Raw genomic sequence first — 15,118 nt, 5'->3', positions numbered from 1 at the left:
TGGGCTCAAATCGTTTTCGAGTAGCGCAGCGGTTGCGGGCCGTCAGCGCGGGGCAGGCCCAGGTAGCGGTCGAACACCATGCAGATGTTGCGTATCAGCAGACGGCCCCTGGGCGTGACGGTGATCCACTCCGGATCGACGACCAGCAAGCCGTCTTCCTCGAACGCCTTCAGCTTTTCCAGCTCGGCCGCGAAGTACAGCGGGAAGCGGATCGGATAGGCCTGCTCGATCGACGACATCGACAGTTCGAAATTGCACATCAGCTTTTGAATGACGATGCGGCGCAGCAGGTCGTCGGTATCGAGCTTGATGCCGCGCGCGACCGGCAGCCTGCCCTCGTCGAGCTTTTCATAATAGGCGTCCAGCGTTTTCTCGTTCTGGCTGTAGGTGGCGCCGACCGCGCTGATGGCCGACACGCCGCAGGAGATCAGGTCGGCCTCGGCGCGCGTCGAATAGCCCTGGAAGTTGCGCTGCAACAGGCCCTGGCGCTGCGCCACCGCCAGCTCGTCGTCCGGCTTGGCGAAATGGTCCATGCCGATGTAGACGTAGCCGGCCGCGCACAGGCGGCGGATGCTCAGCGCCAGCAGCTCCAGCTTGACCTCGGGTGTCGGCAGGTCGGCCTCGGCGATGCGGCGCTGCGGCTTGAACAGGTGCGGCAGGTGGGCGTAGTTGTACAACGCGATGCGGTCCGGGTCGGCGGCGATCACCTTGTCCAGCGTTTGCTCCATGCTGGCCAGGCTTTGCTTGGGCAGGCCGTAGATCAGGTCGATGCTGATCGAGCGGAAGCCGGCGTCGCGCGCGGCGTCCATCACGGCCCGCGTTTCCGCTTCCGGCTGGATGCGGTTGACGGCCTTCTGCACCTCGGGATCGAAATCCTGCACGCCCAGGCTGATGCGGTTGAAGCCCTGCGCGCGCAGCGAGTGCACGCGCTCGGCGCTGACGGTGCGCGGATCGATTTCTATCGAGTACTCGCCCTGCTGGTCCGGCGCGAAATCGAAATTGGCGTGCAGGTGTTCCATCAGGTCGCCCATCTGGCGGTCGCTCAGATAGGTCGGCGTGCCGCCGCCGAAATGCAGTTGCTCGACCGTGCCCGTGCCGGCGAACAGGCGCCCCTGCATGTCGATCTCCTGCTTCAGGTAGCCGAGATAGGTGGCGGCCTTGCCGTGGTCCTTGGTGACGATCTTGTTGCAGCCGCAGTAGTAGCAGATCGTGTCGCAAAACGGAATGTGGATGTACAGCGACAGGGGCCGCCGGCTGCGGCGCATGCGCAGGCCGGCCACCGCCTCGAGGAACTGGCCGTAGCCGAAGTCCGGCTGGAAGCGGTCGGCGGTCGGATACGAGGTGTAGCGCGGGCCGGACTGGCTCAGTTTGCCGATGATGGCGGCATCGAATTCAACCGCGGGAAAGGTGTGCGCGTTCATGCTGCAAGGCGTTTCAGGGCGGGTTGCGGACGGGCTGCCGGGATGGCGGCGGCTTTGCGCGCCGGGCCGAATTTGAACAGGCTGACCGCCTGCTTCAGGCCGCCCGCCTCCAGCGCCAGGCTGGCGGTGGCGGCCGCCGCTTCTTCCACCAGCGCGGCGTTCTGCTGCGTGACCTGGTCCATGTGGGCGATGGCGGCGTTGACCTGGTCGACGCCGATGCTCTGCTCGCGCGAGGCCACTGAAATTTCCTGCATGATGGCCGTCACCTGCTGCACCGACGCCACCACTTCCTTCATCGTGGCGCCGGCGCGGTCGACCTGCACCATGCCCGCGCTGACCTTGCCGACCGAAACGTCGATCAGGTTCTTGATGTCCTTGGCGGCGGTGGCGCTGCGTTGCGCCAGGTTGCGCACCTCGCCGGCGACGACGGCGAAGCCGCGTCCCTGTTCGCCGGCGCGGGCCGCCTCGACGGCGGCGTTCAGCGCCAGGATGTTGGTCTGGAAGGCGATGCCCTCGATCAGGCCGATGATGTCGACGATCTGGCGCGACGAGCTGTTGATTTCATCCATGGTGGCGATGACGTCGGCGACGATCTCGCCGCCCTGCACCGCCACGCTGGAGGCGTTCAGCGCCAGCTGGTTGGCTTGCGCCGAGTTGTCGGCGTTCTGCTTGACCGTGGACGAGAACTGTTCGACGCTGGACGCGGTCTCCTCCAGGCTGGCGGCCTGCGCCTCGGTGCGGCCGGACAGGTCGGCGTTGCCGGCGGCGATCTGGCGGGTGGCGACGGCCATCGTCTCGACGTTGACGCGCACGTCGCGGATGGTGGCGATCAGGTTGCTGTTCATTTGCTGCAGGGCCCGCAGCAGCTGGCCCACTTCATCGGTGGCCTCGGTCTCGAAGGAGCCGGACAGGTCGCCGGCGGCGATGGCGCGCGCGCCCTGCAACGCCCGGTCCAGCGGCTGCAGCACCGAGACGCGCAGCGTGTACCACAGGAAGACGTTGATCAGCAAGCCGATGAAGGTGGCGCCGAAGATGGCGTAGCTGTTGCCGCCGCCGCTCATCAGCGCGGCGGCGCAGACGATCACCTGCAGCACGTTGACCACGCTGGTGGCCAGCCAGATGCGCATCGCCAGCGAGGTGTGCGTCAGGCGCGACAGCAATGAGCCGGCGCCGGTATGGATCACCTGGCCGTTCTTGATGCGGATGTCGTGCCGGCCGCCGCCGCGCAGCTCGCGGTAGGCTTGTTCGGCCTTGGCGATCTGCTGGCGGTCGGCCTTGACCCGCACCGACATGTAGCCGGTGGTCTTGCCGTGCTCGCGGATCGGCGTGACGTTGGCGCGCACCCAGTAGTAGTCGCCGTTCTTGCAGCGGTTCTTGACGATGCCGGTCCACGGCGTGCCGGCCTTGATCGAGGCCCACAGGTCGGCGAACGCCTCGACCGGCATGTCGGGATGGCGCACGATGTTCTGCGGCGCGCCCAGCAGCTCGGCCTCGTCGTAGCCGCTGACCTGCGTGAAATAGGGATTTACATAGGTAATGTTGCCGTTTAAATCAGTCTTCGAGACGATGGCCTGATCGTCCTGGACCTCCACTTCGCGGTTGGTGACTGGCTGGTTGTTGCGCATGACTTGGGCTCCGGGTTATTGCTGTATCGCAATGAATACAACCAGTTTACGTAGTCGGACGCGCAAATTTATTGATGTAGATCAAAATTCCCCGGATTGGCTTGGGCAGGAAAACCGGCCTAGTCGCCGACGCTGAGCGGCCGCAGCAGGCCGACCGCATAGCCCTGGGCGTAGTCCAGGCCCAGTTCGCGCACCACTTCCAGCGTCGGTTCGTCTTCCACGTATTCGGCCACGGTGCTGATGCCCATCACGTGGCCGACCTCGTTGATGGCCTTCACCAGCGCCCGGTTGATGGCGTTGGTGGCGATGTCGCGGATGAAGATGCCGTCGATCTTGAGGAAATCCACCGGCAGCGCCTTCAGGTAGGCAAACGAGGACAGGCCGCTGCCGAAGTCGTCCAGCGAGAAGCGGCAGCCCAGCGCCTTCAGCCCGGCCATGAAGGCCTGCGCCTTCAGCAGGTTGGCGATCACGGCGGTCTCGGTGATTTCAAAGCAGATCTGTTCGGGCGCGATGTCGTGCTCGACGAACTGCTCGATGATGTAGTCGTGCAGCCCCTCGTCGCCCAGCGAGGTGCCGGACAGGTTGACCGAGTACTGCGCCGGGGCCGGGTGGCGGTCTTCGATATAGGCCTGCTCGGCGCTGAGGCTGTCGCGCATGTTTTGCATGTGGCGGCAGACGGCGCGTATCACCCAGCGGTCGATCGCCGTCATCATGTCGTAGCGTTCGGCGGCCGGAATGAAGGCGCCCGGCAGGATCAGGTCGCCCTTGCCGGGCTGGATGCGGATCAGCACTTCGTCGTGGGCGCCGTTGTGCTTGCCGAGGCCGACGATGGGTTGGGCGTAGAGCCGGAAATACTGGTGCTCGAACGCCTCGTTCAGGCGCGACACCCACAGCATCTCGCCCTGGCGCCGCGCCAGCCGCAGGTCCGAGTCCTGGTACAGGTGCACGCGGTTGCGGCCGCGCTCCTTGGCCAGGTAGCAGGCCTGGTCGGCGGCGATCAGCAGCTCGGTCATCGATTTGCTGTTGTGGTTGATCTCCACCACGCCAATGCTGACGCCCAGCTCGAAGGTGTGGTCGTCCCACACGAAGCGGAAATTCTTGATCGACTGCCGCAGGTCGTCGGCGATCAGCAGCGCCTGGTCGGGCGGGCAGTGCGGCAACAGCACGCCCAGCTCGTCGCCGCCGAGGCGGGCCAGGATGTCGCTGTCGCGCATCTGCGTCTGCAGCATTTTCGACAGCAGCTGCAGCAGCAGGTCGCCGGCGCTGTGGCCGCAGGTATCGTTGACGATCTTGAACTGGTCCAGGTCCATGTACAGCAGCGCGTGCACGTGGCCCTCGTCCTTGGCGCTGTGCAGCGCGGTGGCGATCTGCACCTCGAATTCGCGCCGGTTGATCAGGCCGGTGAGCGTGTCGTGGCTGGCGTTCCACGACAGCTGCTTGGTCAGCTTGCGTTCGTGGCTGACGTCGCGGAACACCACCACCGCGCCCAGCAGGTCGCCGGTATCGGACCAGATCGGCGCGGCCGATTCCTCCACCGCGATGTGGCGGTGGTCGCGGGTGACCAGCTGGTTTTGCGACGACACGCTGATCGCCCGCTTCATGCTCAGGCATTGCAGCGCCACGTGCTCGGGGATGGGGGCGCCGGCCTCGTCGACCAGATTCAGCGTGGTGCCGATGTCGAGGCCGCGCGCCTGCTCGAGGTTCCAGCCGGTCAGTTGTTCGGCGATGCGGTTCAGGTATTCGGTCTTGCCGTGCTCGTTGGTGGTGATCACGCCCTCGCCGATCGAGCGCAGCGTGACGGCCGCCATTTCGCGCTGGCGCGCCACGCTTTGCTCGTTCTCCTTGCGGTCCGTGATGTCCCAGACGATGCCCAGCGTGCCGATCGGGTGGTTTTGCTCGTCGCAGAACACCTGGGCCTTGGCGGCCAGCCAGTGCACGCTGCGGTCCGGCCAGACCACGCGGTATTCGACTTCGTAGTCGCTGTGGGCGTCCACCGCGGCCTGCATGGTGCCGAGCAGGCCGTCGCGGTCGTCGGGATAGACAAATTGCAGGAAGGTGGAAAACGGTTGCTTCATGTCGCCCGTGGGCAGGCCCAGCAGAGCGGTGCCGGCGCCAAACCATTGCACGGTGCTGTTGATGACGCTGCCTTTAGACAGTTCGGAATCCCAAATCGTCATACGCGCCGCGTCCAGCGCCATGCGTAAATGCCGCTGCATATGCTCCATTACGTTTCTCCGCCCTGTTTTCGCTTCGACCGGGCAGAGGAAAATAAGTTCCGCTTTTTTTCAGCGCTCAGGCCGCTTTTTTGAACAGGCGCCAGATTTTTCCGCCCAGCGTGACCGCCGCCAGCGCCAGCGCGCCGGCGACCAGGCCGGCGACGGCGTCCAGCGCGCCCGGCGTGGCCCAGGCCAGCAGCGGGCCGGCGACCGGCACCGTGGCGGCCGCCTCGGCGGCGTGGTGGACGATGTCGTGGGTGCCCGGCAGGCCGTGCATCAGGATGCCGCCGCCGACCATGAACATGGCGGCCGTGCCCACCACCGACAGCAGCTTCATCAGTTTGGGCGCCGCCGCCAGCAGCACGCGGCCGAGCGCGCGCACCGCGCTGCCGCCGCGCTGGCTCAGGTAGAGCCCGGCGTCGTCCATCTTGACGATGCCGGCGACGATGCCGTACACGCCCACCGTCATCACCATGGCGATGCCGACCACCACCGTCACCTGTTGCATGAACGGCGCCGTGGCCACCGTGCCCAGCGCGATGACGATGATCTCGGCCGAGAGGATGAAGTCGGTGCGGATCGCGCCCTTGATCTTGTCCTTTTCCAGCGCCACCAGGTCGACGTCCGGGTCGCTGATGGCGTCGGCCAGCTCGCCCAGGTGGTCGTCATCGTCCTGGTGCAGCAGGCTGTGGGCGATTTTCTCGAAGCCTTCGAAGCACAGGTAGAGGCCGCCCAGCATCAGCAGCGGCGTGATGCCCCACGGCGCGAAGGCGCTGATCGCCAGCGCGGCCGGCACCAGGATGGCCTTGTTCTTCAGCGAGCCGACAGCCACCGCCCACACCACCGGCAGTTCGCGCTCGGCGCGCACGCCGGCCACCTGCTGCGCGTTCAGCGCCAGGTCGTCGCCCAGCACGCCGGCGGTTTTCTTGGCCGCCACCTTGCTCATCAGGGCGACGTCGTCGAGGATGGTGGCGATGTCGTCGATCAGCGCCAGCAGGCTGGTGCCGGCCATCTCAGCGGCTTCCTTGCGGGGTAGTCAGGTTGGTCATATGCGTTTCCTTAGTCGATAAGCAATATTAACCTACGTTGGCCGCGCAGCGATACGCCGTCACCGCTACAATGTACTTTGCCGCGTGGCATGGTGCCGCGCCGTGACCGCACGGGATACCCTCATGAGCTTTGCCACCTGGATCACTTTTTTTGTCGCCGCCTGCATTATCGCGGTCTCGCCCGGATCGGGCGCCGTGCTGGCGATGTCGCACGGACTGTCATACGGCGTGCGCCGCACCAGCGCCACCATCTTCGGCCTGCAGACGGGCCTGTTGCTGATCTTCTTCATCGCCGGCGCCGGCGTCGGCTCGCTGCTGATGGCTTCGGAAGTGGCGTTCAGCATCGTCAAGACGGTCGGCGCGCTGTACCTGATCTACCTGGGCCTGAGCCAGTGGCGCGCCAAGGTCACCATCGGCGCGCAGCAAAGCCAGGCCGAAATGACGGTGCCGGCGGCCCGCAAGCGCTTCCTGACCGGCTTCCTGACCAACGCCACCAATCCCAAGGGCATCATCTTCATGGTGGCGGTGTTGCCGCAATTCATTACGCAAGGTGCGCCGCTGCTGCCGCAGCTGCTGATCCTGGCCGCCACCATGTTCTGCATCGACCTGGTGGTGATGCACAGCTACGCCTTCCTGGCCTCGTCGATGCAGCGCTTTTTCCGCGACGCCGGCGCCGTCAAGAAGCAGAACCGGGTGTTCGGCGGCCTGCTGATGGCGATCGGCGCGGCGCTGTTCTTCGTCAAGCGGGGCGGCGCCAGCGCCTGATTTGTAACCCAGTGTAACCCCGGTAGTCCAACGCGAAGTCGCAGCGTTAAATAAGATAAGAAAAAACATAAGAATAAACAGAGGAGCGCTGTCATGAGCCGCAACATCATCCATTCCGTCGTCCTGGCCGCCCTGGCCGGCTTTAGCGCGCCGGCGCTGGCCGACCCGCCGGCCATGGTCGGCCGCATTTCGTCGGTGCAGGGCCAGGTAACGCTGGTCGGCGACGACGAGCCGGCCGCCGTCGGGTTGAACTGGCCGGTGACCGGCGCCAGCCACATCAATACCGCCACCGGCGCCCGCACCGAGTTCCGCGTCGGCTCGACGGCGGTGCGCATCGACGGCGATTCCGACCTGGAAATCATCGACCTGGACGACGATCTGTTACGGCTGCGCTTGAATTACGGCAGCGTCAACATCCGTATCCGCAGTCCCGAGCTGTTGCGCGATTTCGAGCTGAGCACGCCGCAGGCGCGCATCACGATGCTCGAGCCCGGCTTGCTGCGGGTCGATGTCGAGCGCATCGCCGACACCAGCCAGATCAGCGTGCTGGGCGGCAGCGCCCGGGTCGACGGCGCCGGTTCGTCGGTCACCGTCAACAACGGCCGCCAGGTCGAGGTCACCGGCGAGGACGTGCGCACCAGCGTGGCCCGCCGCGACGGCTTCGACGTCTGGTCCGACGAGCGCGACCGCGCCTCCGAGGCGGTGGTCAGCAGCCGTTTCGTCTCCAGCGGCATGACAGGCTACGAGGAACTGGACCGCAACGGCAGCTGGACCGAGAGCGTCGAGTACGGCGCGCTGTGGACGCCGCGCAATGTCGCGGTGGACTGGGCGCCGTACCGCGACGGCAGCTGGGTCTGGCTGGCGCCGTGGGGCTGGACCTGGGTCGACAACGCTCCCTGGGGTTATGCGCCGTCGCATTACGGCCGCTGGGTGATGGTCAACCGCCGCTGGTGCTGGGCGCCAGGTCGTCCGGCCGGGCGTCCGGTGTGGGCGCCGGCGCTGGTCGGCTGGGTCGGCGGCGACGGCTTCTCGCGCGACCGCCGTCCGGGCCTGGGCTGGTTCCCGCTGTCGCCGCGCGAGCGCTACGTGCCGAATTACCGTGTTTCCAATGAGTACGAGCGCCGCCTGACGTGGACGCATAACGGCAGGCCCTTCGAGCCGCGCGGGGACCAGCGGAGGGATCAGCGAGGGGACCAGGACAATCACCGCAACGGCCTGACCGTGCTGCCGCGCGAGCAGTTCGAGGGCCGCCGCCACAGCGTGCAGGTGAACCGTGGCGCCGGCCTGATCCCGACGGCGCAGAATGCAGCCGTCGTGAACGCCGCGCCGGTGGCGCCGCCGCAGCCGACAGGCTTGCCGCGCACGGCCGAGACCAACCGCCGCGGCGGCTGGCAGGACCGGGATCGCGATCACGACGGCATTCCGGACCGCCTGGAACGCCAGACCAGCGGCCAGCCGGGACGGGTGCTGACGGCGCCGCCGCAGCCGGTGCCGGTACCATTGCAGCCGGGCCGCCAGCAGACCACGACCACGCTGGCGCCGGGGCAGTTCGGCAGGCCGGATTCGGCGCCGCAGACCGTGCGTCCGGGCGACGTGCGGATCGATGTGCGTACGCATGGGCGGCCGGGGCAGTTACCGGCCACGCCGGGGCAGCCGCAGCAGGGCAATCCGCAGGTGAATGCGCCGGTGGCGATGCCGGCGCCGGTGATGCAGGTCTCGCCGACGCCCACGCCGTCGCGTGAGCGCTTCGAGCGCGATGGCCGGGATGGTCGCGGAGATAACCGCGGTGACAATCGCAACGAAAGCCGCTACGAAAACCGCGGCGACGACAATCGCCGCCCGGTTCGCGTGCAGGAGGAGCGCCGCCAGGTGCCGCAGCCTGCGGTTCAGCAACCGCAGATTCCTCAGCCGCAGCGCCAGGTCCCGCAGCCCGCGGCGCCGGTGCAGGCTGCGCCGCAAGCGCAGCCACAGCCGCAACAGCCTCAACAGCCGCGCCAGGAACGGCATCGCGACGATGGCCGTGAGCGCGGCGACAACAAAAACCAGAATCGCCAGTGACCGTTTAATCCGGAAAAAGGGTAGTTCAGGGGGCAAAAACTGCAGTTCGTCACAATCGGCTGGTAGCGACGTGACACTCTGCATAAAGTTACAGTCATGCAAACACCGGGGGACAGCGTGAGAACCGGGGCGCACAACGCCCGCCACGCCAGGCCGTCGAGACTGTACCCATTTGCCCCAACTATTTTCCGGATTTCCCGATTTCCGATAAGAGAATAGTTTTTAGCCAGCCCTCGGGCTGGCTTTTTTTTGGCCGCGTCAGCTCTGCTCGGCCTTCAGCCGCAGGCGGGCGCGCCATTCGCCCAGCGCCGACAGCGCGCCCTGGAATTCGCGTTCGATCAGATCCGCCTCGGCCGCGGTGACCTTGCCGTCCAACAGCGCGGTCGATACCGCCTCCGCCACCGCGCCCACCTGGCTCATCACCTTGCAGACCGTCTGCGACAGGTCGTCGTCACCGATCTTTTCCGGCGAAGGCACCACGAAAGCCGCCATGCCGTGGCGCACCAGCAGCGCGTGCAGCGGCAGGTGCGCGTCCGGCACGCCAGCCTGGTGGCACAGGTCCACCACCGCCGAGACTTCCTCGAACGACGGGTAATGCGAGGCGATGGTCGGCGCCAGCTTGTTGCGCAGCACATTGACCGAGATGCCCATCGCCTGCGCCAGCGCCTCGATGCCGCCGGGATAGCTGCGCGCCACTTTGTACAGCGCGTCGTGTTGATTCATGTCCAGATATTTACGTGTCATGGTGAAGCAGGCCTTTTATTACCGATGCAAGCGCCGTCGCGCGGCGCTATGCTGATTTTCATTCAACTTATTTGCGAAAAGACATCATGAAGTCCTTTCATTCTGCCCTGTTACTGACCTTGTGCCTTGCGCTGGGCAGCAGCGCGCTCGCGGAGGCGCGGCCGTCCTCACATTCTGGCACATCGTCGTCGTATAAAAGCGGCTTTTCTTCACAAAAGAGCAACTCCTCGAAAAGCTCGCCAGCGGCGCCGCCGGCGGCCAACCGCCAAAGCGGACCGGGCGCGTTCGGCAAGGCGCCGGGCTCGCCGGCCTCCGCCACGCCGCGCAACACGTCGGCCGCCTCGCGCGACCTGGACCAGAGCGCGGCCCAGGCCAACGCGCTGAAAACGCTGGATGCGCGGCGCGCCGCCGCCGCCACGCCGGCGCCGTTGCCGCCAAACGATACGGTTTTGCGGCCGCAGCAGTCGCCGGTGTATCAGGCACCGCCGGTCTACCAGCAGCAGCCGGTCATCGTGCAGCAGCCGAGCAGCGGCCTGATGCACGGCGTGCTGGGTTTCATGCTGGGCCGCGCGATGAGCCAGAGCCATCAGCCGGTGTCGTATCCGACGGCATCGAGCGGCAGCGGCACGGCGCCGGCCGCGACGGATGCGCAAAGCGGCATGGTCAACGGCATGCCGGGACTGGGTGCTCCGGTCCCGGCCGCCTCACCCGCTGCGCCGGAACCGTCGTTCGGCGCCACCGTGGTGCGCTGGTTTGTGTGGCTGGCGGTGTTGAGCGTGATCGGCTGGGCGCTGGTGTACACGGTGCGCAAGCTGCGCCGCCTGCGCGCCGGCAACGCGACGAATTATTCATTTGAGAGGAATTGAGATGGGCTGGTCGAATGCATACAACTACCTGCGCAACGGCGCGGCCAAACTGAGCGGCAGCGAAGCACCGCGCACGGATCAGGACTTGCCGCTGGGCGCGCGCATCGGCAGCGTGGTGCAGTTGCAGCAGTCGCCGCTGCTGCGCGCGGCCGGCGACGGTTCGCTGATCACGCTGCCGGACGAGGGCGACAACCGCATCGTGGCCGTGTCGCAGATCCGCCTGAAGCAGAGCGGCGGCCTGTACCGCTACTACCTGGACACCGGCGACCTGGATGCCAAGGAAAAATTCCTGCAGGTGTACCAGGACGGCCAGGGCCAGGTGCAAGAACTGATGTATTGCACCCAGCTGGCCCGCGTGATCCCGGAAACGGCGGAAGACCAGGAGGCCTACACCGGCCAGTCCGGCGCCGGCCTGGGCGACCGCAGCTACACCCTGTGGCGCGAGCAGCTGGGAGATATCGGGCTGGACGAGGCCGACCTGGACCTGGTGTTCGGCGAGCGCGACGGTGTCGACTACTGGCGCGACGCGGGCGACCCGAACGCCGAGTTCGTCACGCCGTTCAGCGGCAGCGAAACCCGGCTGGACGACGCCAGCGGCCGCACCGGCTTGCGCCAGGAAATGTATTTCATGCCGTACGTGCGCCAGTTGCGCGGCGGCGGCAACGAGTATTTGCTGATCACGACTGAAATCATCAACAGCGTGAACGGCGACGCATCAAAACGCGGGATCCATGTGGACTTTGTCATTGGTATCCCGGTTGAGCAGCAACGCATCGTTATCCAATGATGCGCAACGTTATTTGATAAGGAAGACTGACATGAGCAACTTGAATGGCTGGGGTTTGACCGCGCGTTTGATCACCAAGCATTTCGGCGCGCTGGGCGACCGCGTATCCGAAGCGATCGCCAACTTCGACCCGGAAACCGCCACCGAGGCCGACCGCGACCGCCTGGCCGACAGCCTGCGCGCCACCGCGCAGAAACTGGCCGCCGCCCGCTCCTCCTTCGACAAGGAAGCGGCGGACGTGGTCAAGCTGCGCCAGCTGATCGCCACCGACGAGCAGGCCGCCGGCACCCTGGCCGACCGCCTGGCCGCCGGCAAGATTTCGGAAGCGACGATCACGCTGTTCTGCGACGAGCTGGAAGCGAACAAGGCGCGCATGCCGCTGGAATTGCAGGAGGAAGCGGATGCCAAGCAGTATATGAACGAACTGCAGACCATCGTCGACGCGCTGTCGAAGCAGTTGGCCGAGTTCGATTCGGCCGCGAAGAAGGCGATGCAGGCGCTGGCCTCGGCCCGCGCCCAGCAGGATCTGCAGAAACTGCGCGCCGAGCGCCAGAGCCAGCTGGCCGGGCTGAGCGGCATGCAGGGCAACTCCAGCGCGCTGAACGCGCTGACCCGCCGGGCCCAGAACGTCAGCAACGAGGCGGCCGGCCTGAAGATCGTCAACGACATCGGCCAGCGTCCGCACGACCAGGCGGCCGAACTCGAGGCGATCCGCAAGTCGGTCAGCCAGCCGGCGCTGGGCAACGAATCGGCCCTGGCAAGGCTGCAACGCCTGTCCGGCCAGCAGCCGGCGCCGCAGTTGGCCGCGCCGGACGCGCCCGCGCTGGAGATGGGCAAAGCATAGGCCAGCGCTGAATTGGCTACAATAGAGGCCGGCGGCATCGCGTTGATGCCGCCGGTTTTCTTTTTTGATTGGAATGAATATGGAAGCGATCCCGCCGTCAGAGTCCCTCATCGAGTACCCGAGCGACTTCCCGATCAAGGTGATGGGGCCGACTCATATCGACTTTGCCCCGACCATCGTGCTGGTCGTGCAAAAGCATGACCCGGATTTCCACGAAGGCAAGATGGAAGTGCGTCCTTCGGCCAAGGGCAATTACACCGGCCTGACCGTGACCGTGCGCGCCATCAGCCGCGAACAGCTCGACGCGCTGTACTCCGAACTGTCGGCACACCCGATGGTCAAGATCGTGATGTAAATCAACCCTGCTGGCGCTGGAAGGCGGCCACCTCGGCCAGCAGCCAGTCGCGGAACGCCAGCACCTGCGGCTTGCCGGCCGCGCCGGGCGGCGAGACGAAGAAATACTCATCCGGGCACGGCGTGGCGATATCGAACAGCCGCACCAGCTGCCCGGAGGCGATCTCCTGCATCGCCACCACATGGCGCACCAGCGCCACCCCGTTGCCGTCGGCGGCGGAGCGTATCAGCATCGACAAATCCTCGAACATCAGCCCGCCCGACGGCTCGGCCATGTCGACCCTGGCGGCCTGCAGCCACGGCGACCACGGCTCCACCGAGCGCAGCAGCGTATGCTGCGGCAATTCCTGCGGTGTGGCGGGACAGGCTCCACGGCGATAGTGGGGACTCACTACCGGGTAATACACGTCGCCCATCAGGCGCTGCACCACCAGCCCGGGATAGTTGCCCCGGCCGAAGCGGATGCCGACGTCGATGCCGTCGCGCGCCAGATCCTGCAGTTGCCCGCTGGACTGCAGTACCACCTCGATATCCGGATACAGGTCGATAAACCGGCCCAGCCGGGGCGCCAGCCAGCGCGCCGCGAACGATGGAATCGATGAAATCGTCAGCCGCTGGTTGACGCTGGCGGCCCGCAACGCGTCCGCCGCCATGCCGATGTCGGCAAAGGCCTTGCCTAAAAACTGGGCAAATTTCAGCGCATCGCTAGTTATTTTCACCTGCCGGCCGTTGCGGACGAACAGCGGCCGCCCCAGTTCCTCTTCCAAAGCCCGTACCTGATGGCTGATCGCGCCGTGCGTCAGATGCAACTCTTCCGCCGCCCGCGAGAAGTTCTCATGACGGGCCGCCGCCTCGAAGGCGCGCAAGGCGGAAAAATTGGGCAGGCGGCGGCTGGCGCTCATCAGGTCGGCATGCTGTGGATAACTTTGTGAATAAATCTAACAAGAATCACGAAAATATAACGTTATACAGGCGCTACGGCAAGGTTTACCATGTGAATAAATCTACTCTAGCCGGAGCCATCATGCCTTTTGAACTGTACGTCGATAGTCTTTTCACCAGCCCTTACGCCATGTCGGCCTTTGTGGCGCTGACCGAAAAAGGCCTGCCATTCACCGTCAAGACGGTGGACCTGGAAGCCGGCCAGCAAAAGCAGAGCGCCTACTGCGACCGCGCGCTGACCGCCCGCGTGCCGGCGCTGGTCGAGGGGGATTTTGTGTTGACCGAGTCGACCGCCATTACCGAATACCTGGAAGAGACCTTCCCGGCGCCGGAATACGTCGCGCTGTACCCGAAAGACAAGCGCCAGCGTGCCCGGGCGCGGCAGATCCAGGCCTGGCTGCGCAGCGACCTGCTGCCGGTGCGCGCCGAGCGGGATACGGAAACAGTGTTTTTTGGTAAAGCCTGCCTGCCGCTGACGGCCGCCGGCCGCGCCGCCGCTGACAAGCTGATCCACGCCGCCAGCCAGTTCGTGCCGGAAGGCGGCGCCAACCTGTTCGGCGAGTGGTCGATTGCCGACGTCGACCTGGCCGTCATGCTGAACCGGCTTATCCTGAACGGTGACGAGGTGCCGCAAAAATTGAAGGATTACGCCGCCGGCCAGTGGCAGCGGCCGTCGGTCCGGCAGTGGCTGGAGCGCCACCAGCCGGGCTGATTTATAATGTCGGCATGACGTCCCTACCTCAAGCCGAGCCACTCCAAGCCGGGCATCCAGCCGGACCGGCGCTGATACGCCATCTCGGCCTGGCCGACTACGACAGCACTTTCGCCGCGATGCGGGCCTTCACCGACGCCCGCACGCCGGACACCCGCGACGAACTGTGGATCGTCGAGCACCCGCCCGTGTTCACGCTGGGCCTGGGCGCCGACCGCGGCCACCTGCTGGCTGGCGCCGATACGATCCCGGTGGTGCAGACCGACCGCGGCGGCGAAGTGACCTACCACGGCCCCGGCCAGGTGGTGATCTACATGCTGATGGACCTGCGCCGTAACAAGCCGGGCGGCAAGCTGTATGCCCGGCAATTCGTCAAGAAAATCGAGCAGGCGATCATCAACGTCCTGGGGGCGTATAATCTCGTCGGTGAGCGGATTCAAGGCGCGCCGGGCATTTATATGGCCGGCGGACCGAAAAAAGGCGCCAAAATCGCCGCGCTCGGCTTGAAAGTGCGCGGCAACGGTTGCACCTATCATGGGCTGTCGCTGAATGTGGCGATGGATCTGGCCCCGTTTTCCTGGATTAATCCCTGCGGCTATGCCGGACTGGAAACGGTCGACATGCGCACCGTCGGCGCCCACGCGCTGCTGTCAGATGTACAACAGCAGCTGGCCGAAGAATTGATACACGTTCTGGATGTAACGGAACCTGCACTACACGAATAACCACACTTTG

The 15,118-nt window shown here is 65.7% G+C and carries 14 protein-coding genes; 8 read left to right on the top strand and 6 right to left on the bottom strand.

The window, feature by feature from the left end; translation table 11 throughout:
- Positions 1-5: 5 nt before the first annotated feature.
- The 4 genes from hemN to ABWW33_RS11905 all read right to left on the bottom strand — a co-directional run bounded on the left by hemN (position 6) and on the right by ABWW33_RS11905 (position 6,274).
- Positions 6-1,421, bottom strand: coding sequence for an oxygen-independent coproporphyrinogen III oxidase (gene hemN, locus ABWW33_RS11920; RefSeq protein ID WP_353401747.1), 1,416 nt, complete (start codon positions 1,419-1,421; stop codon positions 6-8).
- Positions 1,418-3,046, bottom strand: a complete 1,629-nt coding sequence (locus ABWW33_RS11915) for a methyl-accepting chemotaxis protein (protein WP_353401745.1) — start codon at positions 3,044-3,046, stop codon at positions 1,418-1,420. Before ABWW33_RS11915 ends, hemN begins: the two co-directional genes overlap by 4 nt.
- A gap of 119 nt (positions 3,047-3,165) precedes the next feature.
- Positions 3,166-5,262: an EAL domain-containing protein gene (locus ABWW33_RS11910; protein ID WP_353401744.1), complete on the bottom strand. Its 2,097-nt coding sequence runs from the start codon at positions 5,260-5,262 to the stop codon at positions 3,166-3,168.
- Positions 5,263-5,338: 76 nt separating this feature from the next.
- Positions 5,339-6,274, bottom strand: a complete 936-nt coding sequence (locus ABWW33_RS11905) for a DUF808 domain-containing protein (protein ID WP_176653273.1) — start codon at positions 6,272-6,274, stop codon at positions 5,339-5,341.
- A 160-nt stretch (positions 6,275-6,434) separates the two neighbouring features.
- On the opposite strand from ABWW33_RS11905, the gene ABWW33_RS11900 reads away from it, so the two are divergent.
- Positions 6,435-7,076, top strand: coding sequence for a LysE family transporter (locus ABWW33_RS11900; protein WP_176653274.1), 642 nt, complete (start codon positions 6,435-6,437; stop codon positions 7,074-7,076).
- A 93-nt stretch (positions 7,077-7,169) separates the two neighbouring features.
- Positions 7,170-9,134: a DUF6600 domain-containing protein gene (locus tag ABWW33_RS11895; protein ID WP_353401741.1), complete on the top strand. Its 1,965-nt coding sequence runs from the start codon at positions 7,170-7,172 to the stop codon at positions 9,132-9,134.
- 258 nt (positions 9,135-9,392) lie between these two features.
- Here ABWW33_RS11895 and ABWW33_RS11890 read toward each other — a convergent pair whose 3' ends face one another.
- Entirely contained in the window at positions 9,393-9,878 is a 486-nt protein-coding gene (locus tag ABWW33_RS11890) for a phage regulatory CII family protein (RefSeq protein ID WP_176653276.1), read from the bottom strand.
- Positions 9,879-9,964: 86 nt separating this feature from the next.
- On the opposite strand from ABWW33_RS11890, the gene ABWW33_RS11885 reads away from it, so the two are divergent.
- The 4 genes from ABWW33_RS11885 (at position 9,965) to ABWW33_RS11870 (ending at position 12,730) form a co-directional block, all read left to right on the top strand.
- Positions 9,965-10,744 carry a hypothetical protein gene (locus tag ABWW33_RS11885; RefSeq protein ID WP_353401739.1) on the top strand — a complete coding sequence of 260 codons (780 nt, stop codon included), beginning with the start codon at positions 9,965-9,967 and terminating at the stop codon, positions 10,742-10,744.
- A 1-nt stretch (position 10,745) separates the two neighbouring features.
- Positions 10,746-11,531 (top strand): DUF2491 family protein, encoded by a 786-nt coding sequence (locus ABWW33_RS11880; RefSeq protein WP_353401737.1) that lies wholly within the window; start codon positions 10,746-10,748, stop codon positions 11,529-11,531.
- A 31-nt stretch (positions 11,532-11,562) separates the two neighbouring features.
- Positions 11,563-12,375: a hypothetical protein gene (locus ABWW33_RS11875; protein WP_353401735.1), complete on the top strand. Its 813-nt coding sequence runs from the start codon at positions 11,563-11,565 to the stop codon at positions 12,373-12,375.
- Between the two features lie 79 nt (positions 12,376-12,454).
- Complete coding sequence (locus tag ABWW33_RS11870) at positions 12,455-12,730, top strand: DUF493 family protein (protein WP_176653280.1); 276 nt, start codon at positions 12,455-12,457, stop codon at positions 12,728-12,730.
- Position 12,731: 1 nt separating this feature from the next.
- On the opposite strand, the gene gcvA is transcribed toward ABWW33_RS11870, so the two are convergent.
- Positions 12,732-13,631: a transcriptional regulator GcvA gene (gcvA, locus tag ABWW33_RS11865; RefSeq protein WP_353401734.1), complete on the bottom strand. Its 900-nt coding sequence runs from the start codon at positions 13,629-13,631 to the stop codon at positions 12,732-12,734.
- Between the two features lie 122 nt (positions 13,632-13,753).
- Here gcvA and yfcF point away from each other — a divergent pair, with 122 nt between their 5' ends.
- Both yfcF and lipB read left to right on the top strand, forming a co-directional pair.
- The gene (yfcF, locus tag ABWW33_RS11860; protein ID WP_353401732.1) at positions 13,754-14,383 is read left to right on the top strand and encodes a glutathione transferase; all 630 of its coding nucleotides are present in this window, start codon (positions 13,754-13,756) and stop codon (positions 14,381-14,383) included.
- Positions 14,384-14,397: 14 nt separating this feature from the next.
- The gene (lipB, locus tag ABWW33_RS11855) at positions 14,398-15,108 is read left to right on the top strand and encodes a lipoyl(octanoyl) transferase LipB (protein WP_353401731.1); all 711 of its coding nucleotides are present in this window, start codon (positions 14,398-14,400) and stop codon (positions 15,106-15,108) included.
- Positions 15,109-15,118 lie beyond the last annotated feature (10 nt).

The organism is Duganella hordei (genome assembly GCF_040369125.1).
Classification (GTDB): Bacteria; Pseudomonadota; Gammaproteobacteria; order Burkholderiales; family Burkholderiaceae_D; genus Rugamonas; species Rugamonas hordei.
This window is presented reverse-complemented; position numbering and strand designations above follow the sequence as displayed.

Coding starts and splice junctions, on each gene's coding strand:
- ABWW33_RS11875 (WP_353401735.1), top strand. CDS start 11,563: ATGAGCAACTTGAATGGCTGGGGTTTGACCGCGCGTTTGATCACCAAG.
- ABWW33_RS11905 (WP_176653273.1), bottom strand. CDS start 6,274: ATGGCCGGCACCAGCCTGCTGGCGCTGATCGACGACATCGCCACCATC.
- ABWW33_RS11885 (WP_353401739.1), top strand. CDS start 9,965: ATGAAGTCCTTTCATTCTGCCCTGTTACTGACCTTGTGCCTTGCGCTG.
- ABWW33_RS11880 (WP_353401737.1), top strand. CDS start 10,746: ATGGGCTGGTCGAATGCATACAACTACCTGCGCAACGGCGCGGCCAAA.
- gcvA (WP_353401734.1), bottom strand. CDS start 13,631: ATGAGCGCCAGCCGCCGCCTGCCCAATTTTTCCGCCTTGCGCGCCTTC.
- ABWW33_RS11890 (WP_176653276.1), bottom strand. CDS start 9,878: ATGACACGTAAATATCTGGACATGAATCAACACGACGCGCTGTACAAA.
- ABWW33_RS11915 (WP_353401745.1), bottom strand. CDS start 3,046: ATGCGCAACAACCAGCCAGTCACCAACCGCGAAGTGGAGGTCCAGGAC.
- yfcF (WP_353401732.1), top strand. CDS start 13,754: ATGCCTTTTGAACTGTACGTCGATAGTCTTTTCACCAGCCCTTACGCC.
- ABWW33_RS11870 (WP_176653280.1), top strand. CDS start 12,455: ATGGAAGCGATCCCGCCGTCAGAGTCCCTCATCGAGTACCCGAGCGAC.
- hemN (WP_353401747.1), bottom strand. CDS start 1,421: ATGAACGCGCACACCTTTCCCGCGGTTGAATTCGATGCCGCCATCATC.
- ABWW33_RS11895 (WP_353401741.1), top strand. CDS start 7,170: ATGAGCCGCAACATCATCCATTCCGTCGTCCTGGCCGCCCTGGCCGGC.
- ABWW33_RS11910 (WP_353401744.1), bottom strand. CDS start 5,262: ATGCAGCGGCATTTACGCATGGCGCTGGACGCGGCGCGTATGACGATT.
- ABWW33_RS11900 (WP_176653274.1), top strand. CDS start 6,435: ATGAGCTTTGCCACCTGGATCACTTTTTTTGTCGCCGCCTGCATTATC.
- lipB (WP_353401731.1), top strand. CDS start 14,398: ATGACGTCCCTACCTCAAGCCGAGCCACTCCAAGCCGGGCATCCAGCC.